This window comes from Pseudoalteromonas sp. 2CM28B, assembly GCF_023161935.1.
Genome location: NZ_JALNTH010000002.1, coordinates 467,896 through 490,614 on the forward strand (window position 1 = coordinate 467,896; position 22,719 = coordinate 490,614).

General features: G+C 39.9%; 15 protein-coding genes. All 15 read right to left on the reverse strand.

The window, feature by feature from the left end; genetic code table 11:
* Positions 1–9: 9 nt before the first annotated feature.
* Complete coding sequence (locus MTN96_RS04600) at positions 10–540, reverse strand: cell division protein ZapC (protein WP_036982574.1); 531 nt, start codon at positions 538–540, stop codon at positions 10–12.
* A gap of 129 nt (positions 541–669) precedes the next feature.
* Positions 670–1,680 (reverse strand): quinone-dependent dihydroorotate dehydrogenase, encoded by a 1,011-nt coding sequence (pyrD, locus tag MTN96_RS04605; RefSeq protein WP_033103389.1) that lies wholly within the window; start codon positions 1,678–1,680, stop codon positions 670–672.
* Positions 1,681–1,786: 106 nt separating this feature from the next.
* A complete protein-coding gene (locus tag MTN96_RS04610; RefSeq protein ID WP_069439514.1) occupies positions 1,787–6,628 on the reverse strand; it encodes an NAD-glutamate dehydrogenase in 4,842 nt (1,613 codons plus the stop codon).
* Between the two features lie 210 nt (positions 6,629–6,838).
* A complete protein-coding gene (locus MTN96_RS04615; RefSeq protein WP_248530825.1) occupies positions 6,839–9,160 on the reverse strand; it encodes an RND family transporter in 2,322 nt (773 codons plus the stop codon).
* Positions 9,160–10,155 (reverse strand): YCF48-related protein, encoded by a 996-nt coding sequence (locus MTN96_RS04620; protein WP_248530826.1) that lies wholly within the window; start codon positions 10,153–10,155, stop codon positions 9,160–9,162. Before MTN96_RS04620 ends, MTN96_RS04615 begins: the two co-directional genes overlap by 1 nt.
* Positions 10,156–10,279: 124 nt before the next feature.
* Entirely contained in the window at positions 10,280–11,644 is a 1,365-nt protein-coding gene (locus MTN96_RS04625; RefSeq protein WP_008112052.1) for a DUF1329 domain-containing protein, read from the reverse strand.
* A gap of 13 nt (positions 11,645–11,657) precedes the next feature.
* The gene (locus tag MTN96_RS04630) at positions 11,658–13,754 is read right to left on the reverse strand and encodes a DUF1302 domain-containing protein (protein WP_069439518.1); all 2,097 of its coding nucleotides are present in this window, start codon (positions 13,752–13,754) and stop codon (positions 11,658–11,660) included.
* 253 nt (positions 13,755–14,007) lie between these two features.
* Entirely contained in the window at positions 14,008–14,229 is a 222-nt protein-coding gene (locus MTN96_RS04635; protein WP_081762920.1) for a DUF2835 family protein, read from the reverse strand.
* 3 nt (positions 14,230–14,232) lie between these two features.
* Positions 14,233–16,827 (reverse strand): aminopeptidase N, encoded by a 2,595-nt coding sequence (gene pepN / locus MTN96_RS04640; protein WP_069439519.1) that lies wholly within the window; start codon positions 16,825–16,827, stop codon positions 14,233–14,235.
* A gap of 50 nt (positions 16,828–16,877) precedes the next feature.
* Entirely contained in the window at positions 16,878–18,362 is a 1,485-nt protein-coding gene (gene nhaC / locus MTN96_RS04645) for a Na+/H+ antiporter NhaC (protein WP_069439520.1), read from the reverse strand.
* Positions 18,363–18,519: 157 nt separating this feature from the next.
* The gene (gene prc / locus MTN96_RS04650; RefSeq protein ID WP_248530827.1) at positions 18,520–20,544 is read right to left on the reverse strand and encodes a carboxy terminal-processing peptidase; all 2,025 of its coding nucleotides are present in this window, start codon (positions 20,542–20,544) and stop codon (positions 18,520–18,522) included.
* A 27-nt stretch (positions 20,545–20,571) separates the two neighbouring features.
* Positions 20,572–21,210: an RNA chaperone ProQ gene (gene proQ, locus MTN96_RS04655; protein WP_069439522.1), complete on the reverse strand. Its 639-nt coding sequence runs from the start codon at positions 21,208–21,210 to the stop codon at positions 20,572–20,574.
* Positions 21,211–21,226: 16 nt separating this feature from the next.
* Positions 21,227–21,505 carry a hypothetical protein gene (locus tag MTN96_RS04660; protein ID WP_069439523.1) on the reverse strand — a complete coding sequence of 93 codons (279 nt, stop codon included), beginning with the start codon at positions 21,503–21,505 and terminating at the stop codon, positions 21,227–21,229.
* A complete protein-coding gene (locus tag MTN96_RS04665) occupies positions 21,505–21,963 on the reverse strand; it encodes a GAF domain-containing protein (RefSeq protein WP_036982553.1) in 459 nt (152 codons plus the stop codon). The genes MTN96_RS04660 and MTN96_RS04665 overlap by 1 nt, the downstream gene beginning before the upstream one ends.
* Before the next feature lie 128 nt (positions 21,964–22,091).
* Complete coding sequence (locus MTN96_RS04670; RefSeq protein WP_036982550.1) at positions 22,092–22,472, reverse strand: hypothetical protein; 381 nt, start codon at positions 22,470–22,472, stop codon at positions 22,092–22,094.
* Positions 22,473–22,719 lie beyond the last annotated feature (247 nt).

Below are 22,719 nucleotides of genomic sequence, written 5' to 3' on the forward strand. Positions count from 1 at the left end.
TAAATTAGATTAAGCGGTTTGACTATCGTACTGTGAGATAATAAGCGGGTGAACACGGTTGTTTAATACGCGGATCACTTCGAACTGTGAGAGTGATAAATTATCGTCAAGCGCAAAGGTTTCGCTTAAATTAATACACACAGAAGCATCAGGGCAATGCTCCACAATTAAAAACTCGCCAGTTTGAGATTCAGAGCTCAAGTTGATAACAGCTTCAGTACTAGGTGTTTTACCCGTGTAAGGTTTAAAAAACCAACTCTTAGCTAAAACGGGCTTTAATTGAAACTTAACCGCGGTGGCATTAAGCGCTATTTGACATAATTGCGCAGGGTTCCACAAGTTAAACTGCTCGAGGTAATAATATACCTGCTCATAAAAAGCGGCATCTTCTAAACTAAAGTAAGGGTTTTTAAAGGTGCAATCCGTTAATTGCCTTAGTTTATAAGGAGTGCATAGTTGCATATCGTCATTTAAATCTAGCAATAAGCGGTTTTTTTTAGCGCACACTATCCACTGCCATTGCTTTGACGCTTGTAACATATGCTCCTCCCTTCCTAGTACTTAATATGTAAATAAGACGATAAGCTTAGAGTATAGCTGATTTTGACCATTTTTAAAATGTCTTTTTAGAACATTTATCGAACGATCAAAAGCTTAGATAAAAGATCCTTATAAGCCGTTGATGATCGACTTGACCAATTGTGGTCCTTTATAAATAAATCCAGTGTAAACTTGAATCAAATCAGCCCCTGCGTTCATCTTCTCTTTAGCCGATTGAACGTCATCAATACCGCCTACACCAATGATAGGTAATTGATTATTAGTTAAACGTTTTAGTTCAGAAACAATATGAGTTGAACGCTCTCTAACAGGAGCACCCGATAACCCCCCTGCTTCATCAGCATACTGCTGACCTTGCACTAGGCTACGCTCAAGGGTGGTATTTGTGGCAATCACACCATCAATTTTATTCGTTAATAGTGATTCGCTCACTTGTTCAATTTGAATAGGATCTAAGTCTGGCGCAATTTTAACCAGCATAGGTACATTTTTATTATGCTTGGCAATTAAATCTAACTGTTCATTTTTTAAACTTTGCAATAGGTCATCTAATGCTGCGCCATATTGTAAGTCACGCAATCCTGGTGTGTTAGGTGATGAAATATTGACGGTTATGTAAGATGCATACTCAAACACTTTTCGCATACAGTGAATGTAATCATCTTTGCCTTGTTCATTCGGCGTATCTTTATTTTTACCAATATTAATACCTAAAATGCCATCATACTTTGCTGCTTTTACGTTATTTACTAGATTATCAACGCCTTTATTATTAAAGCCCATGCGATTAATAATTGCATTCGACTGTGGCAATCTAAACATACGAGGCTTATCGTTACCTGCTTGTGGACGCGGTGTTACTGTGCCTACTTCGACAAAACCAAACCCCATTTGGGCGAATGCATCAATACACTCGGCATTTTTATCAAGACCAGCGGCAAGCCCTACGGGATTTTTAAATTCGAGGCCTAAAAAGTTCACAGGCTTATTTGCCACGCTTTGTGACCACGCGGCACTTAACGGTGTATTAGCAAAGCGACGTAAGTTATTAAGAGCAAAATCATGGGCCCACTCCGCATCACGGGTAAACATAAAACGGCGAGCTAAATCGTAAAACATGAATATAATCCTCTTAAAGTTGTAGACAAAAAAATACCTCAGACAAGGCTGAGGTATTATATAACAAAAAACTGTTTAACGATTAATTTTAATCAGTTGCAGTTTATTACTTTGCAGAGGTATCACAGTTGTGGCTTAGTAACATAAGCTCTCTAAGTGCAACTGAGAATTTTGCAAAGTCATGACTTTGCGATGTTTTAAATTCAGTTAGCATTTGTTTCCAGCGCTGTAACAACAGATCTTGGCTATCCATCCACTGTTCAATTTGACCATCAACATCACTACTATCACCTTCAAAGCTGTTTAACACTACTTCAGATAATGTACGTTGTTGCCAATCTAACTCTTCACGATATGAAGCACGCGCAAGTGCTTGCCAATGGTTTGAAACAGGTTGATTAGTAATTTGGTCTAAGAACCAATGTAGTCCCATTTGCGCACCAAGTTTGAAGTAAGTGTGCGATACCATATCAATTTTACGGTTAGAGTTTTGCGCAATTTGTGTCAAGTCCATTACAGAGAACAAGCTTGATAACGATACAATACGCTGAGCAATCTCAACCGGAACACCGCTTTGCGTTAGCTCTTCACGTGCACTTTCTATACGATCGCTTTCTGCTTTAACAATGTATTTAGTTAAGTTTTCACTTAAATCGGCAAACGTAGGTGCAAATGCTTCAATTGATTGCTCAATTGTTTGTGCTTTCGTACGGTGACGTAAGAACCAACGAGTTGCACGACGAACAGTACGACGTAACTGGTACAACATTTCTGTTTGTACGCTAGACGGTATCTTGTTATCTAAATCACTAATCGATAACCAAGTTTCACGCATTTGGAATATTTCACTTGCGATTGAATAACATAATGCAATCTCAGCTTCGTTTGCACCTGTTTCTTCATTCATACGCACCATAAAGTTTAAGCCCATATCGTTAACAATATTATTTGCTAACTTAGTGGCAATGATCTCTTTGCGTAGTGGGTGATTATTCATAGCATCGTTAAACTTCTCACGTAATGGGCGTGGGAATGATTTAACCAATAACTGACGATAGTAAGGGTTTTCGGTAATTTCGTCGGTTACTAATGACTCTTTAAGAACCATTTTCGCATAAGAGACCAACACAGAAAGCTCAGGACGTGTTAAATCTCTGCCTGCGGCAGCACGCTCTGCTAACTCCTCATCCGTCGGAATAAACTCAATCGCACGGTCTAACTTGCCCTCTTTTTCAAGCGCATGAATAAAACGAATTTTTTCTTTAAGCGTTGAGGTCCCTTTCGATTGGGTAATCGATAAAGTGTGTGTTTGACGATAACAGTCTTTAAGCACTAACTCAGATACTTCGTCGGTCATTGAGTAAAGTAACTCATCACGTTGCTTACGTGTTAAATCACCTTCGGCAACTAAACCATTAAGTAAGATTTTAATGTTTACTTCGTTATCTGAACACGCAACACCGCCTACGTTATCGATAAAATCAGTATTTACACGGCCACCTTTAGCAGCAAATTCAATACGACCTAACTGGGTTGCCCCTAAGTTACCGCCTTCGCCAAAGACTTTAGCGCCAAGGTCTTTACCATTAATGCGCAGTGCATCGTTTGCACGGTCCCCTACATCCGCATCTGTTTCTTTAGAGTGCTTAATGTATGTACCAATACCGCCATTCCACAATAAATCAAACTCCATCATAAGTGAGGCTTTGATCAATTCATTAGGCGTCATGCTGGCTTTTTTAGTGCCCAACATTTTTTTCATTTCTGGGCTTAGCGTAATCGACTTGGCTGCACGAGAGAACACACCACCGCCGCTTGAAATTAACTCTTTGTTGTAATCTTCCCATGATGAACGTGGCAAATTAAATAAACGCTCGCGCTCTGGGTAAGAAGTAGCTGCATCGGGGTTTGGATCCACAAAAATATGTAAGTGGTTAAACGCCACTTGCAAGCGAATGTGCTTTGATAACAGCATACCGTTACCAAATACGTCACCGGCCATGTCACCAATGGCAACGGCAGTAAAGTCTGTGGTTTGACAGTTAATATCCATTTCACGGAAATGACGCTTAACAGACTCCCATGCACCACGAGCCGTAATACCCATCTTCTTATGGTCATAACCTACTGAACCACCTGATGCAAACGCATCACCTAGCCAGAAGTTATATTCGTTTGCGATGCCGTTGGCAATATCAGAGAAAGTCGCAGTTCCCTTGTCCGCTGCAACCACTAGGTATGCATCGTCTTCATCATGACGAGTAACATCAACAGCAGGTACAACTTCGCCGCGCTCAATATTATCTGTGATGTCTAATAAACCACGAATGAAGATTTTATAACATTCTTGGCCTTCTTTGATAAACGCTTCGCGCTCACTAGGTAGTTGTTTACATACAAAGCCACCTTTTGAGCCAACCGGTACAATTACGGTATTTTTAACCTGCTGCGCTTTTACCAAGCCCAAAACTTCAGTACGGAAGTCTTCACGACGGTCTGACCAACGAAGGCCGCCACGCGCAACTTTACCAAAGCGTAAATGCACACCTTCAACACGCGGAGAATAAACAAATATCTCAAACGCTGGTACAGGTAGTGGGACTTCTGGAATTAAACTTGGCTGAATTTTAAGTGAGATGTAAGACTTGAACTTACCTTCAGCATCTTTTTGGAAGTAGTTTGTACGCAGCGTTGCAACAATCATATCAACGTATAAACGGATAATACGGTCATCATCAAGATTCGCTACGTTTTCTAACTCTGCATAAATTTCTAAGCCTAGCTTTTCAAGCGTTTTAGCACTTGCAGGACTTTTAACTGAGAATTTTTTAGCAAATAAATTAACGATTTTAGCCGCGATGTGTGGGTAATTAGCAAAGGTGCTTTCGATGTACGTTTGCGAGAAAGTAACCCCAATTTGGCGCATGTATTTAGCGTACGCACGTAAAATGGATGCTTCGCGACCGGTTAACCCACCCATTAACACTAAACGGTTAAAACCATCGTTTTCTAAACGATTTGCCCACACACTGGTTAGTGCGGCACGAAAACGTGCGGAAATTTTATCAAAATCGGCCATCCCTTTGCTATCAATCAGCATTGAGAAGTCCATGATCCAATTAATGCCACCATCACTGGTTTTAACTGAGTAAGGTGTTTCACCTACAACACGTAAACCAAAGTTTTCCAGCATTGGCATCACATCTGATAAGTGAATTGGCTCATCTTTATGGAATAAGCTTAAACGAACAATATTGCTGCTCGCCTCTTCTTGTGGACGATAAAACAACATCTCAAGTTTGTTGTTATCGTTTAGCATTTCTAGCTTTTCAATATCAACAACAGCGGCACTTGGTAATACTTCTTCTTTGTATGAACGTGCAAAAGCGTTGCAGTATTTACGGTTTAATTCGTTACCACGGGCTTCACCAGCAGATTCCAGCAAGGCTGATTGGAGTTTATCTTCCCAGGTACGAGCGGCTTCAATTAGATTATTTTCTATGTCTTTCACGTTATATTCAATATTGTTATCGGTCACACGAACGGTGTAATGAGTACGCGCCAGTGTTGACTCTGAGAAATAGGTAGTAAATTCGACTTTAACGTCAGAATTAAATGCATTCGCTAAAATAGCCTGCGTTTCGCGGCGCAGCGCCGTGTTATAACGTTCACGTGGTACATACACCATACAAGATAGGAAGCGACCGTATGCATCTTTGCGAACAAATAAACGACACATATCGCGTTCTTGAATTTGTAACACGCCCATAGCAACTTCAAGTAGCTCATGTTCGCGAGCTTGCACTAATTCGTCACGTGGATAGGTTTCTAAGATATTTAATACCGCTTTGTATGCATGTGTACCCTTAGCAAAATCACACATATCCATAATGCGATTAATCTTGCTTTTAAGAACCGGGACATCAGCAGCGCTGTTGTTATAAAAGTTAGATGAGAATAAACCTATAAAACGGTCTTCACCAATCACATTACCTTTGTCATCAAAACGCTTAACACCCACATAATCAATATAGGCTGGGCGATGAACTCGAGATAATGAATTGGTTTTCGTTAATATTAATAAGTTGCTACTACGTGCTTCTTGACGAGCCACTTCAGGTAACTCAGAAAGCAAACGTGTATGCTCAGCATCCGAGTTTTTCATTAACCCTAAGCTGGTATCCATTTTACCTTTTAACTGATAATCACCTTGAACTGGCGACAGCTCATATTGGCGGTAACCCATTAATGTAAAGTTGTCTTTTACTAGCCAATCTAAAAACTCAACGGTTTCATTTATTTCGTTATCATTTTTATCTTTGTGGCTTTTAGGCAAGCTTTTGCTAACTGCGATTAGTTTTTCGCGAATAGGCTGCCAATCTTCAACTGCAACCGATACATCAACTAATACAGATTCAAGTTCTTTTTTGAAAGACTCAATAACAGTAGCATCTGTTTGACGGTCAATTTCTATGAAGAATACTGTTTTTGTTGATGTTGATTCTTGCTCTGCTTTTAAGCTTGATAACCCTGATATTTTATCGTTTTTATCACGCTGAATTTTCAGTGGGCTATGTAGAAGTAAGTGAGAGGCAATGTTTTCTCGTGTCATGGCCATACGCACAGAGTCAACTAAAAATGGCATATCTTTAGCAATGATCTCTACAATGGTATGCGATGACTGCCAGCCATCTTTTGCCACTTCAGGGTTGAAAACGCGAATAACTGCGTCATCTGATGTATTTTTTTCTAGCGAATTCCAAAGGCTAAGTGCAGCACCATATAAGTCACTGTCGTTGCGATTTGCCAAATCCTCTTTAGACATATTGCTGTACAAGGCTTTGGCGAATTTCTCAACGAGTAACACATTATCAGCGCGAACTTTTTTCTGGATAAGCTTACAGACGTTATCTAAAATAACCGAGGCTTGGCCTTCATTTCGTGTCATTGTATGTTCCTTAATCTATCACTGCTAGTTTAGCAGAGTATTTGTACAGCCATTTATTAGCGTGGAGTCAGTTAAATTCTAACCCTTTTGAAACTAATAAACAGCCTTTTCGATGAAAACATTTTAAGCATTTCAGCTATTTGGTCATCTATTCACAAAATATAGATATAAATGGCCATTACTGGCCATTTTGGAGCAAATTTATTCACCTTATTTTTTCTGGTCAGTCCAGAGCAAGCTGCCAATTGCAGGTAAAAGTAACACTGCGCCCAACATATTTACTAAAAACATGAAGGTAAGCAGAATTCCCATATCAACTTGGAACTTCAAATCAGAAAAAATCCACGTACTTACACCAATCGCTAATGTAATACCGGTAAATAACACCGCACTACCACGTTCAACTAATGCATTACGATAAGCAATACTCAATGGTACGTTTTGTTTTAACTGCCCCATCATCGATGACAAAATATAAATACCGTAATCAACACCAATACCTACACCCAGAGCAATCACTGGTAACGTTGAAACAGTCAGACCAATCTCAAGCTGCACCATCAGTGCTTGTGCCAATGTTGATACTATGTACAAGGGTAATACCACCGCAATGGTAGCTTTTACACTCTTAAAACTAAGTAAGCATAAAATAATAACCGCACCGTAAACATAGAGCATCATGGGTATTTGCGCTGCTGAAACAGACTCATTTGTTGCTGCCATAACACCAACTGGCCCTGATGCCAATTTAAAGGCAAGTTTATCTGTGCCCTCTTCATCAGCAAATTGTTTTACTTTTGCAATCACGTTATCAATTGTTTGTGCTTTGTGATCGTCTAAAAATATAATCACCGGCATTACCGAACAATCACCGTTTAATAACCCTGTACTGGTTTCTACACGTGACGTTGATTGCACTAAGCTGGCAGAATTGCGCGGCAAACTTTGCCACTTTAAATTGCCCTCGTTGTAACCGGCATTGACTGATTGTGCCACTGAACTCAGGCTCACCGCTGACTGCACACCTGCTAAGTTTTCAACTTTATATTGAAATCGCGATATACGTTCCATTACATCGTGCTCTGTACAGGCCGCAGGGTATGCTTCCACAATCACTTTTAAAATGTCAGACGAAATGGTGTATTTGTCCGATATTAAAAAGGTATCTTGGTTATAACGTGCATCTTGGTGCAACGATGGCGCACCTGCGTGTAAATCACCAATACGCATTTTATCCGCTTGCCAATACCCTAATGCAAATAAAACCAAGGTTAAACCTATGATCATTTTTGCTGTTTTAGGGTCAGTTGCTTTAACTAATAAATCGCGCATTGCATCGAGTATATTAGGTTTGTTGGCATCACCCGATTGAATATGGATGCTGTTTTCAAAACGCATATACGATGCCCATACAGGCAATAAAATAAGGTTAGTAAATATAATAACGGCCACTCCTAAACTTGCTGTAATAGCTAGTTCACGAATGATGCCGATATCTATAGTTAAAAGTGTTAAAAAGCCAACCGTATCTGATAACAACGCAATCCCACCTGGCACCAGCAAAGCTCTAAAGCTAGATTGACAACACACGGCGGTGGTTTTGCCCTCAGTGACTTTTTTACCAATGGCGTTGATCATCTGCACACCGTGGCTTACACCAATTGCAAAGACTAAAAAAGGAACTAAAATTGACATAGGATCAAGGCCAAAGCCTAAACTAGACAATAAGCCTAACTGCCAAATAACGGCAATAATAGAACACACAATTGGTAAAATAGTGAGTTTCAAGCTGCCACAAAACAGCCATACCATGACGAATGTAAACGCAATCGCGATGGCAAAAAATAAAACAACCCCTTTTGCGCCTTCAGCGATATCGCCAGCCATTTTTGCAAAACCGATAATATGAATACTGATATTATTAGTACTTAAAGGTTCACGAATCTCGGTTTCTAATTTTTTTGCAAACGCGAGGGTGTCTAATTTTTCTTGTGTTTGCGGATCAGTCTCTAACAGTTGGGCGGTGACCATGGCACACGAATAATCGCTTGCTATCATACGACCCACTACTTTTGCCTTTTCAATGTTTTCTTTTACAACGCCTAACCCTTGCTTGTCTGCTTTAAAGTTAGCTGGAATGATAGGGCCCCCAGCAAAGCCGTCTTCAACAACTTCAACAAAACGGGCACTGGGTGAAAAGATAGAATTTACTAAAGGACGATTTACCCCAGGAATAAAATAAAGCTGATCGTGCACTGCTTTTAATTGAGTAAAAAATTCAGGATTGAAGATATCTCCGCTGTCGTCACATACGGAAATTAAAATACTATTTGCACCACCAAACTGTTTCTCATGTTTAGTGTATACCTTCATGTATTCATGATTGAGCGGGATATTTTTATTAAATGACGCATCAAGTTGAATCTGTGTTGCTTTAAAAACCAACAAACAGGTAATTAGCACAAAACTTATGAGTACTACTGTGCGGTGCCTAAAAATCGCTTTTTCTAAGAAATCTAAAATTGCTTGCATTAAGGGGTCAACTCCTTCACTTTAATGCCATTTTCTGTTGCCATGATAAGTCTATCTTTAACAATTACACCATCAAGTATTGCTTTACCATCGGCCAATTGCTCATACGATAGCTCGTCATCTTTTAGATGAAAAATAACACCGCTATTAGCCAGTAATAGCCATTGTTTATTGTTGTAGTTAATGATGCTATTAATTGTGGCGGTTTTGTCATTTTCTAAATGCTGCCATTGTCCACTGTCGGTTTTATTTACGAAAATATTACCGCGTAGTCCCGCGACGATTTGTTGCGATGATTCAGAAGCAAAACCAAAAAACGAGCCAGGGTAAATTTCATCTATCCGTTGCCAAGTTTGGCCATCGTCATCACTTTTTGCCATTAAGCCCATCTCTCCCACTAGCATTAAACCCGTGCTAGTCGGTTCTATGCGGTTAAAATGTGGCAAAATAGACGAAGTTTCTATTTCATACCCTTCGGGATCGGTTTCTTTTAAGTCATTTAAATAATCTCTATCTTCACTAAATAACAGTGAATCTAAAAACCGTTTTTGCCAATGTTCGCCGCCATCACTGGTTTGATAAAACATACCGTAGGCGCCCACGGCATAACCATGTAAATCGTCTTTAAAATAAATATCTAAACAGGGTTTATCAAGTGAGGGCTTTGCTTGTTGTAACTGCCAGTTTTCACCACCGTCGGTGGTATTTATAATTGTGGCGTCATGTCCACATGCCCAGCCGTGAGAATCATTAGTAAATTCAACCGCCGTTAGTAATACTTGTGTAGGCACTGATTGTGCTTGTTGCCAATTGTTACCATCAACACTTTTAATAACCGTACCGTGTTTACCCACAGCAATGAGCCCTGCTGAGGTTTGTGTGATATCGGTAAGGAGTGTTTTATCTGCATTAATCGCGCTAATCGCACTTAAAGGTGCGTCTTGTGCAAAACTCGCACCGCTTAGGATCAGGCTGGCATAAACCAAATACTTCATAAATTAAATTCGCCTTGAACTGAGGATTTGTTTGTCTGTTATAAAGAGGAAAACCTGTGCGTTAATAGACAAACGCGATGTGAAAGAAAAAAGGCACCTAGGAAACTAGGTGCCTGCTTTTATACTATCTGCCAGCGCGACGTAAAGCGCTCGATGTGAACTCATTATCATTAAATGACTGAGAGAAATCATACATCTTTTCTTGGTTATCTAAACCAATGGCTAAGTAGCGACGTGAGTTAAGGTCGTGGTAAACCTCAAGCGTACTCCACTGAGTCGGTACTTCGTAGTAGTTAAGGCCATAAGCCATTGCTACACGATACAGTTGGTCGCGATTATCGTATATATCGGTAACATGTACTTGCCAGCTGTCTTCATCAATGTAGAACACACGTTTTTTATAAATATGGCGCGTGTCATCTTTTAAGTTCGCTTCAACAACCCACACACGATGTTTTTCATAACGTGTATGCTCTGGATTGATGTGGCCAGGCTTTAAAATATCATCATAGGTTAGCTTATCGCTGTGAAGCTTGTAGCTATTGTATGGGATGTAAAGCTCTTGCTTGCCTTTTAGCGTCCAGTTATAACGATTTGGTGAGCCGTTAAACATGTCAAAATCATCGGTAGTACGTAAGCTATCTGCTGCTGTACCCGGAGCATCATACGCTACATTAGGTGCACGACGAACACGACGCTGACCTGAATTATACGTCCACGCTTGACGTGGTGTTAATATTTGATCCATGGTTTCATGTACTAACAATGCCGTACCTGCCAAACGTGCTGGCTCTGTCACTTGCTGTTTAAACTTAAACAAAATATTAGAGTCTTGTAGTTCAGCCGGCGTTGCACTTGGATCAGAATATTTAACTAATAGTTGCTCATCAAAGCCAACATAGTTGTACGACCCCGATGCTGTTGGCGCTGCTTGACCACCGAAGCGCTCAATTGATTGACCACGATAGCGAAGTAAATGGTTCCAAATTGCTTCTAAACCTGTTTTAGGAATTGGAAATGGAATACCAATTGCTGTGTTCTTAATCCCGTTACCACCTTCAACTAATTCAGCTGTAGTAGCAAATTTCTTTGTCGCATCGTATACAAACTGTGGGTATGACGCTGAACGACGTGTTTTGTAAATAGGCATTTTAAACGTATCTGGGTACGCTTCAAATAATGCTATTTGCCCTGGGCTTAAATTTTCTTTGTACTTATCAATATTGCTTTTATCTATAGTAAACAATACTTCATCAGTTGCGTAAGGGTCTAAGTGGTGCATACCCGGCTCATAACCTGCTGGTGCAGCAGTAATACCGCCGTTCCACGCTGGGATTGAACCATCTGCATTAGCTGCTTTTTCTGCCCCAATTGGGCTTAGGTCTTTACCTAGACGCGCAGCTTCTTCTGGACTAATTTTAGCCAGTGCTGTGTGACTTGCAAACAAACTACAAAACGCTGTAGCAATGAGGGTAGGTTTTTTAATCATAATAATGTTACCCCTAGATAGAATATTTTAAGTTAAAAGAAACGTAATCTCGGTCAGAGAAAGTGTTGGTGTCGCCACCACCCCAAAATGAGTTGTAACTTACATCTAAAGACCATGCATTTTGGTAATTAAAGCTCATAGTAGCACCTAGTGACTTACGATCTTCAATAAATAAGAACATTGGATCAGGCGTATTACCATTAACATCATGCGAGAACACAAAACGAGGTGAGAAGTTAATACCATTGTAAATATTAAAGTAATCACCTTTGGCAATTAAGCGATAACCCCAAGACGACGCCGTAGCAAACGATTTTTGCTCAGGACCATTTGATAAAGCCATATGCAATGCAGAATAGTCTGAACTACCTGGGCCTTGCATAATACCGCTTCGACCAGTACCAGAAACATTTAAACGTATTTCATCGTATTCAGGCATATTGTTGATGCGAACACCACCAATTTCACCGACAACTGCCCAGCTATCAGCACCTAATGAAGGGCCAAATAAATGCGTGGCCGTAAACTGTAGCTGTGAAGTATTACGTTCAATGTAACCTTTGGCTAATTCACCAGGGCCGACAACACTTGCAGCATCACCTTTACTCATTTGAGAAATACCAGCAAATTCAGGGCGTAAGCCGGCAATCGCTAATTGCTCAGGCATAGCTGCATAAAGTAATTCTACGTCATCGATTTGTAGTGGTTCGTCTTCACGGAAAGTGAATTCACCTGCAAACGCAGTTTCACCCAGCGAGGTATTAAAACTCAAACCATATAGTTTAATATCTTCAGGGTATTCATTTGTCGCTTTAGCAAATGCTGTTAGGTCAGAGACGTTATCAGAGGTAATTTCAGTGGTGGCAATCATGGCTAAATCTTGTTGCAATGATGCTTGCGTGAAATTAGATACGCGGCCCGAAATAAGTGGACGGCGGCTGTGATAATTTACATGATAAAGTGCCACTTCTGTATCGTTCCACTCTGGCAAAAACATACCTAAGCGCAGACCATATTGACCGCCATCATCAGGCTCTGTTTTTCCATCATAGCCTTTACCTTTAAGGGCAACCTTAGTTGGGTACGCTAAGTACATATTGGCCAGTAATTGTTGTCCAGCTACACTTGAAGGGTCAATACCTTGGCTCGCAGCCACTTGGCCATAAGTTGCCATCAGGTTATTCAAATTATCTGTTAAAAACGCTAAGTCAATATCAGGGTTTGAAGTAAAACCAAGCTGTACATTTTGTTGATAACCGTTTTCAGCCGCAAAATCATTGGTAGAAAAATAAGTCCCTGCTGCAGGTAAACGTGTTTCATGCCATTGGTATTGATAAAAGCCCTCTAAGGTCATGTTTTCTGTAAGCCCTAATGAGGCCCACAACATACCAACCGGTATAAACGCTTCTTTTAGTTCAGCACCTGGTGCTTTTAATCGGTCAATATCAACCGGGTTTACGTTAATACCATGAGAGATTAATGTACTTTCCCCCCAGTTAACCACTTGTTGACCAACTCGAATAGAAAGCGGGTTTTTGCCTTCATTTAAATCAAAGTTTGCCCACACATACGCATCAAGTAAACGAATGTCAGCACAGCTTTGCTCTTTAGTATCATCATCATCACACGGATCTACACCCTGACCAGATGTTGGATTAACGTAGGCACGATCGCCGTCCATTAATTCAAAATCATAAAAATACATAAAACGAGTAAATAAGCCGTAGTTATCTTTACTTATTGATAGGTCATGCGTGCCTTTTAATAGCTTTGAAAAAGTTTCGCCGCTATCAAAGTTTAAATCGCCTGCATCACCATTATTTGAGTAAGAGCCCGGTTGAGCCCAGACATCTTGAGATGAATAAATTGTATTGATTGCTGGGTTATAGCCAGTCCAATCAAATGATGGGTTATTACTTTTACCAATAAGGTTAAAGTCACGGTCTTCTACGCGAATACTTTGCCCATAAGAAAAAGTAGAGTCGAAAGCGATATCAAAACCGCCTACCTCAAATGTTGCAGCCTGTGTCTGTGCTGCTGATAAACCGATAGCCGCAGCTGTTAAGCCGAGTACTATTTTATTTTTAACAAAAAGCGATCTTCTTATCATTTTGGTTCCCCCCTGTCGCGGGTATTTTTTGTGTGATCAAGTTATTGTTTTTAGTGTAATCGTAACGATAGAAGCGAATTAAACAAATTACAAATGGTCGCCTTCAATCAGTTATAAGTTTTTTATTTGTTTAACGTTTACGTATTGGTAAGACGTCATACCAGATAATTTATACACGTAAATTAACAATAGAACAAATCGAAATTAACAAAAAGGCAATATTTATGTATATCTATATCACAAAAAACAACAGCTAGGCTACTCGTTCGAGACGGATGAACTTGTTTTCATTACTTAAAATAAGTCTAAACCGACCACGAATACCTAAACTAGACATGAAGGGCCGAAGATAATGCGCAGCAAAACGAATTGTTTTGCCGCTATCAGCTGTTACTTGAATAGAGCTATACCGGCCATGGTAATAATCCATGCACTCGTTATAGCCCAAATTTATATAAAAATAATGTTCTATCATCATTTATTGTAAGGCTTTTTCAACCTTTTCAAATAAATCATCGCTTAACCCTTCTAAATTCGAAAGGCGCTCTAATTGCGCTTTCATTGCACTGGCACGGGTTTCATCATAACGGCGCCATGACATAAACGGCGTTAACATACGTGATGCATTTTGCGGGTTAATCGCATTAAGCTTAATTAATAAATCGCCAAGTAATGTATAACCTTGACCATCTAAGCGATGAAATTGTGCGGTATTAAAGTGCGAAAAACTCCCCACTAATGCACGAACTCGATTCGGATTTGAAAAATCAAAACATGGATGTGTATACAAGGCCTTAATTTTCTCAATGGCATCATCAGCGCTGTTCATTGCTTGTAGAGCAAACCATTTATCCATTACTAGCACATCATGGCGCCATTGGCTGTCAAAGTGCGCGAGTAATTTATTTGATAATGGGTGCGCAGCTTTAACCACACTGCTCAGTGCGCCAAGTACATTAGTCATATTTGTTGATGCTGCTGCCTGCTCAATTAAGCTTGCCGCCTCAGCACTGTCTGTTTTAGCTAAATAGTGCAAGCAAAGTTGTTTTAAAGCACGAATAGCCACCGCTTGGGCACTCACACTACCATCATCGGTGATTGCCTGATAACAACTTAAAAACTCAGTATATAGTTGTTTGGCAATTTGTTGTTCGAATAGCTCAATATTGGCAATAATGTCATCAACTGGGATAACGTCAAACTCCGCAGCTAAAGTATCAAAACTAGGCAGTTTTAACAGCTCAGCAATCAGCGTTAAATCACCCTCTCGTTGCGATATTAGCACCCTAAGTGCATCAATAACGGCATCGCTTAGTGGTGCATTACTAGCTGAAATAACGTTTGCCTTGAGTGCATTAATAAACAATTGTTGTTGTGCATCCCAGCGTGAAAAGTCACTGCGTGCAAAACGCATAATATGTAATAAATCAGCTTCAGTGATCTGTTGATTCAAAATACACGGTGCTGAAAAATCTTCTAGCAATACGGCAGTTGGACTGTGTTCAATATTATCAAAATGAAATGTTTGTTTAGCTTGAGTAACATTTAATACGCTATCAACCTTTTTACCTTGGTATTGCAATGCAATGCTTTGGCCTTGCTGATCTAAAAGTTCAATCGCAAAAGGAATATGTAACATCGCATTATCAGGCTGATTCAGTGGCGCAAGTTGCTCTATAGTGAGCGTGAAGATTTGCGCACTTTCATCATACGCTTTGGTGACGTTTAAACGGGGTGTACCACACTGATTATACCAACGCTTAAATTGTGATAAATCAATTGATGATGCATCACTCATTGCCGCAACAAAATCATCGCAGGTAACCGCTTGGCCATCATGACGCTGAAAATACAGTGTCATGCCTTTTTGGAAGTTTTCCTCACCCAACAATGTATGCATCATACGAATAACTTCAGCCCCTTTATCATACACAGTAACGGTGTAAAAATTATTCATTTCGATGACTTTTTCTGGGCGTATTGGGTGTGCCATTGGGCCGGCATCTTCGCTAAATTGATGAGTGCGCATCACTTTTACCGCGTCAATTCTATTTAGCGCACGAGAGCCTAAATCACTGCTAAACTCTTGATCTCTAAATACCGTTAAACCTTCTTTTAAAGATAGCTGAAACCAATCACGACAAGTTACACGATTTCCGGTCCAGTTATGAAAGTACTCGTGGCCAACAATAGACTCAATGGTGTGGTAATCTTTATCAGTTGCCGTTTCTTGATTTGCCAGTACACATTTGCTGTTGAAAATGTTTAACCCTTTATTTTCCATTGCTCCCATATTGAAAAAATCAACGGCTACAATCATATAAATATCAAGGTCATACTCTAAATTAAAACGTGACTCATCCCAAGCCATCGCTTTTTTAAGCGACGTCATAGCATGCTCTGTTTTTGGTAAATTTCCTTTATCAACAAATAACGCTAAGGTGACGTCTTTACCACTGCGAGTTGTATATTTATCGTGTAAAACATCAAAGTCCCCTGCCACTAAAGCAAACAAATAACTTGGCTTTTTGAACGGATCTTGCCATTTTACAAAATGACGCCCATCTTGCGTTTCGCCACTGTCTACTTGGTTACCATTAGAGAGTAAATGCGGGAATGCCGTATCGGCAATAATAGTGACATCAAAAGTTGAAAGTACATCAGGACGATCCATGTAGTAGGTTATTTTTCTAAACCCTTGCGCTTCACATTGAGTACAATAAGCGCCTCCCGATAAGTACAATCCCTCAAGTGATGTGTTTGTTTGCGGTGAAGTTTGCGTCACTATGCTTAGCTGACATTCATCAGGCAGATTATTAATGATTAATTGCTGATTTATAATTTTATAATCTGTGAGCTCTGCACCGTCAATCGATAAAGAGATCAGGGTTAAGTCGATGCCATCTAATACCAGGGGGGCATTTGAATCACCCACGCGTTTAAGCGTTAATAAAGCATTTACTTGAGTCGTTAATGGCTGTAAGTCGAAAGTCAGCTCAGTATGCTCGATTGAAAAATCGGGGGCTTTATAGTCTTTTAAATATTCTGCTTGAGGTTTTTGTAGTTCAGTCATGATCACTCCAAAAAAATAGCTCCTTTTAGTGATAAAAGGAGCTACTTAAATTAAGCCGTTTGCTTAGGCTTGATACGCAGTATCTTAATACCTAAGTAAGCATAAATAACGGCTAAGAAAGGATTTATAAGGTTGAAAAATGCATAAAGTGCATAATCAAACGGATTGATTAATAGGACACTTTGCATATACGCACCACAGGTATTCCATGGTATGAGCGGGCTGGTAATTGTGCCACCATCTTCTAGTGTGCGTGACAAATTAACCGGCTTTAACCCGCGCTTTTTATATTCTTCTTTAAACATACGCCCGGGTACAACAATAGCAATATACTGATCTGCTGCGATAATATTGGTACCAATACAAGTAGCAATAGTTGAAGCAATTAATGAACCGGTACTTTTTGCGATTTTAAGAATACTTTTAACAAATATATCAAGTAGACCCGTTTTTTCCATAATCGCACCAAACATAAGTGCCGTCATGATCAACCATGTGGTTGTTAGCATGCCTGACATGCCACCGCCACTGAGCAACGAGTTCATTTTTTCATCACCGGTACTAATAGTAAAACCGTCAAAAAAGGTGGTCCAAACCAGTTTAAAGTAACCAACAAACTCGCCTTGAGTCATATCTATTTGGTTAGCAATTAAATCAGATTGAAATAACAATGCCCATACAGCCCCTATTACAGCGCCAATAGAAATAGCCGGAAACGCTGGCATTTTTCTTATTGCTAAGACTAGTAACACAATTAAAGGCACCAACATTTCTAAACCAATATTAAAGTTTTGTTGAAGAATTGATGTTATTTCATCAATTTGACCCGACTCGCCTGCCGCGGTGGCATTGAAGCCCATAAATATAAAAATGATTAATGCAATCACAAAGCTTGGAACTGTTGTCCATAACATATGGTGAATGTGTTCAAATAAATCAGCGCCAGCAACAGCCGGTGCTAAATTAGTTGTTTCTGACAATGGGCTAAGCTTGTCGCCAAAGTAAGCGCCTGATATAACTGCACCGGCGGTAACTGTCGGCTCTAGGCCAAGTCCAGAAGCAACGCCAAGTAATGCGACACCTATGGTCGCTGCCGTGGTCCACGAACTACCAATACTCATTGCTACAATGCCACAAATTAAACAACTCGCGGCGTAAAACCAGCTAGGGTTGATAATTTGTAAGCCGTAATAAATTAAGGTCGGAACCGTTCCTGATAATAACCATGTTCCGATAAGTGCCCCCACCATGAGTAAAATTAAAATAGCGCTAAGAGACAAGGTAATTCCCTCAATCATTGCATCTTCTAATTTTTTCCATGTGTAGCCATTTTTTAAACCAATCAGTGCTGCAGCAAAAGTTGCAAACAGTAATGCAATTTGATTAGGGCCTGATGATGAATCATCGCCAAATAAGTACACGGCGGCACCTAACAAACAAATTAATACAGCAATTGGAATGAGTGCATCAAAAAGTGTGGCACTTTTAAGTGGTTTTTGTTCAATGGGCTTCAAAATATAGACTCCTACACACATTCGATGCATGTTGATTATTTTTATTAGCACGTACGCGCATTTATTGAGCAGTGTTGATCTAGCTCAACTTTTGGTAATCCGCGATTATAACAATTTAGCAAATTATCGATAGTAAAAAAGGCGCCTAAGCGCCTTTTTTTAACGAGCAAAGCCTTAATTAGCGCTTAGCCATACGACCGTATCTGATATAATCTTGCGTTATTAGTGCCGCTTCTTCAAGGAATGGGTCGAGCTTTTCAATCACCTCTGGTACATCGTCAAGGTTTTCTACTGGCTCTTTACCTAAACGTTTTAAACGCTCGTTAGTACGAGCTAATGCACGTGCCTCATTTTCTTCTTTTTCTTTAATACGTTTTTTCTCAACTAAAGAAATCGTTTTACGATCTTTTTCTTCGTTGTAACGGGTAATATCTTCAAATACATAATTAAATTCAGGCTCTGTTTTAATTCGCTCATCATGTTGTTTTTCAAGATGACTAATGACCGGATCTAAACGCCCTATTTGTTTATACTGTGCTTTTACTATGCTATCCCATGGCAATGCATTGTCTTGTTTGCTTTCGCCCCACTCAGCTGGGTCAATGGCAGATGGGAATGTAATATCTGGGATCACACCTTTATGCTGCGTACTGCCGCCGTTGATACGGTAAAACTTAGCAATGGTGTATTGCACACTGCCTAGCGGGTTATCGTATAAATCATAAGCGCGTGCGAGGCCTTTATGCTGCTGCACAGTACCTTTACCAAAGGTTTGTTCACCTATGATAACTGCGCGGCCATAGTCTTGCATTGCCGCTGCAAATATTTCAGATGCAGACGCGCTGTATCTATCAACAAGTACCGTCAGTGGGCCATCGTAATAGGTAATGCCATCACGGTCTTTTTGCTCTTCAATGCGATTATTTAATGTATGAATTTGTACCACTGGGCCTTGATCAAAAAACAAGCCTGACAATTGCGTCGCTTCATATAGCGAACCACCGCCATTTTGACGTAGGTCTATAATAATACCGTCAACTTTTTGCTCTTTTAATTTAGCAAGTTCTACTTTTACATCTTTAGAAAGGTTGTTGTAAAAGCCAGGGATTTCAATTACTCCAATCTTACTGGTTAGATCCGAATAGCTGGCTTCAAATACTTCTGATTTTGCTGCTCGGTCTTCCAGACGAATTTTATCACGGGTAATCTCAACTACCTTTGGCGTACCGTGAGCATCAGCACCCTTTAAATATTGTAAACGTACTTTAGTGCCTTTAGGCCCTTTTATAAGATCAACCACGTCATCTAAACGCCAACCAATAACATCAACAAACTCTTCGCCCTCTTGAGCCACACCAATAATGCGATCATCGGCTTTAATCTGCTCAGATTTGTCTGCAGGGCCTCCTGGAACTAGACTACGAATAACCGTGTAGTCTTCATCAGGCGTTAATACTGCGCCAATCCCCTCAAGCTCTAAGTCCATGTCCATTTTAAATTGTTCAGCACGTCGAGGTGACAAGTATGAAGTATGCGCTTCAATACTGCGTGCTAGCGAGTTCATTACAATTTGAAATGCGTCTTCAGATTTTGACTGAACAAGGCGTTTTTCTGCGTTTTTATAGCGCTTAGTCAACACCTCTTTAATGCCTGGCCAATCTTTGCCAGTCATTTTTAAACGCAGTGCATCATATTTTACCCGTTCGCGCCAAATTTCATCAAGCTCAGCTTGGGTAATTGCCCACGGTGAATCTTCGCGGTCATAAAAATATTCATCTTCTTCGTCAAACGTCATTTCGTTTTCAAGTAGTGACAGTGAAAATTCATAACGTTCAAAACGGCGTTTAAGGCTTAAGTTGAAAATATCAAACGTAAACCCTAACTGACCGCTAAGAAGCGCGTTATCAAAACGGTTACGATATTGTTCAAATGAGTCTATATCGCTTTTTAAAAACACGCTTTTATTAAAATCAAGGGATTCGATGTAACGATCAAATACTTTACTCGAAAGCTCATCGTTAAATCGAACGGGTGTGTAATGTGAACGAGTAAATAGATTAGCCACTCGTTTGCTGGCTGTACCGTGCTGACTTTCTTGTTTTAACAAGGGTAAGTCTTCTAATGTTACCGGTTCTACTGCAGCAAATAACGAACCTGAAAACAGCGCAGCAACTAACGGAATGAGCGTAAACTTTTTACTCATACACAACTCCTTAATTTTTTTCGCAACTTAAATAATGTATAAGCTGTCGGCTTTGGTTTTTACTTGCATACCTGTCACTAGTTCAACGTGAACATCGTCTTTGTTTACTTCAGTGATTACTGCATTAACAAGTGCTTGGCCAAGTTTAACTTTAACCTTGTTATTAACCTTGACCTCGCCTGCAGGTAAAGGTTCAACTTTTCCTGAACGCTTAGGCGCAGCGGTTTTGGCAGGTTTTGCTGCAGCTGATGGATTTTTAGCTGAATGCGCTGGCTTCTTCTTAAAAGATTTTGCATCTGAGTCTTGACGTGGACGTTGCTGCTTTTTGCGCTTTGCCATTTTAGCACGGCTTTCTTCCAACGCTTTTTGTGCGTGGTCGATATGCTCTTGCTCAACTTTCTCGCCTTTATTTCCGTCAAGATCAATACGGAACTCAGATTTAGTAACCGCTTCAAGATAACGCCAGTTAGATGTGTATTTTCTAAGTGCTTGGCGTACTTGTGTTTTACTAACTTTTTCAGACCCTTCAATACGCTCAGCGATATCTTTAAAGATACCTACTTTAAGCGGCTGAATGCCTTCTTTTTGTTTAAAACATTGTGGAAATTCTTGGTATAAGAACTCCAATACTTCATTAATATCTTTTAGCTTGTTTGTGGTTTCCATTTTAGAACCTATTTAATCACATCTTTTCATCAAGGGCAGAATCAACATAGTGGATGCTCCAATCAACTAACTCTTCAAAGTCAGTTTCAATCACAGCCATATCACCACGTAAATGTTCCCAAATACCATTTATAATTTCATCAATTGAATCACAGTCTAAATCATCAGGTAGACGATCCCAGGCTATGTGAATCAAAGTATTGAGCGTTTCCGCTACATGTTCTTCTTCACCTTCCCAATCACCTACATCTTGAACGGCGAATAGGTAATCTTGAACATTTAGCAAATCTTTCATTACAGGCTAGCCTCTAAGCATTTTACAAGTGCTTCAAGCCCTGCTTGATCATCAGTATCAAATCGGCCAATACTTGGGCTATCTATATCAAGTACCGCAAATACACAGCCATTTTTCATGATAGGTACAACTATTTCAGAATTTGACGCCGCATCACAGGCTATATGACCGTCAAACGCATGCACATCTGAAATTAATTGGGTTTGCTTGGTTGCCGCAGCAGTGCCACATACCCCTTTTCCTACCGGAATACGAATACAAGCTGGATTGCCTTGAAATGGACCAAGTACCAATTCAGTTGGTGAATCCATAAAATAAAAGCCCGCCCAATTCACATCTTCTAAAGAGGTAAATAACAGCGCGCTAATATTTGCCATATTGGCAATTATGTTTGATTCACCGCCTATCAGCGATTCAGTTTGCTTAACTAATGACTGGTAAAAATCGTGCTTTTGCATACCAAACTACTTCTTATTAAACATACAGTAGCTAAAGGTACTCTTTGTCACTAAAAATTGAAACCTTTTGCGGGTAAAAAAAAGGAAATTACATAGTTTTACGACACACTTGATTAAATATTCTGCAATTAGCTTTGTACCGATTTACGCAAGCCACATAAAAACAGTCCTGCAGCAAATCCCGACATCACACTATTGATTAAAAATATCTCGCCAGTAGTCGCACTAAGCAGATAGCTAAAAATAGCGCCACCCAGTAAGCCAAGTGTTAATACCCCAGAATAATTCACCTTAGAATACTTAAACATAAGTAAGTAGCCTGGCACCACAAACGCAGCCATTGTTAACCCTACAATGTGGGCATTAGCAATGGCCGTCATCAACAGCCCTAAAAAGATAGACACCGCATCACCACGCATAGTCAATGCGTAATATATTCCTAGCATACTGCCGATTAAAACAGGAGATAATAATGAAAGTGCGACGCTTTTAGCAAGTTGATGTTTCATAGTAAGAACCTTAAATACACAAGCATAAATCTTATTTCTTAGCATGCCCTAAGCGCTGTAGCTTATAAATAGAGACTATGGTCGTATTTTTTAACTAAATATACTTGGTTTTGAGGTTAGGTATAGCGAAAATTAGACACAAAAAAGCCCGCTAATAAGCGGGCTTTAATATAATGGTGGAGAGATAGGGATTTGAACCCTAGAGGGGCTATAAACCCCTGCCGGTTTTCAAGACCGGTGCATTCGA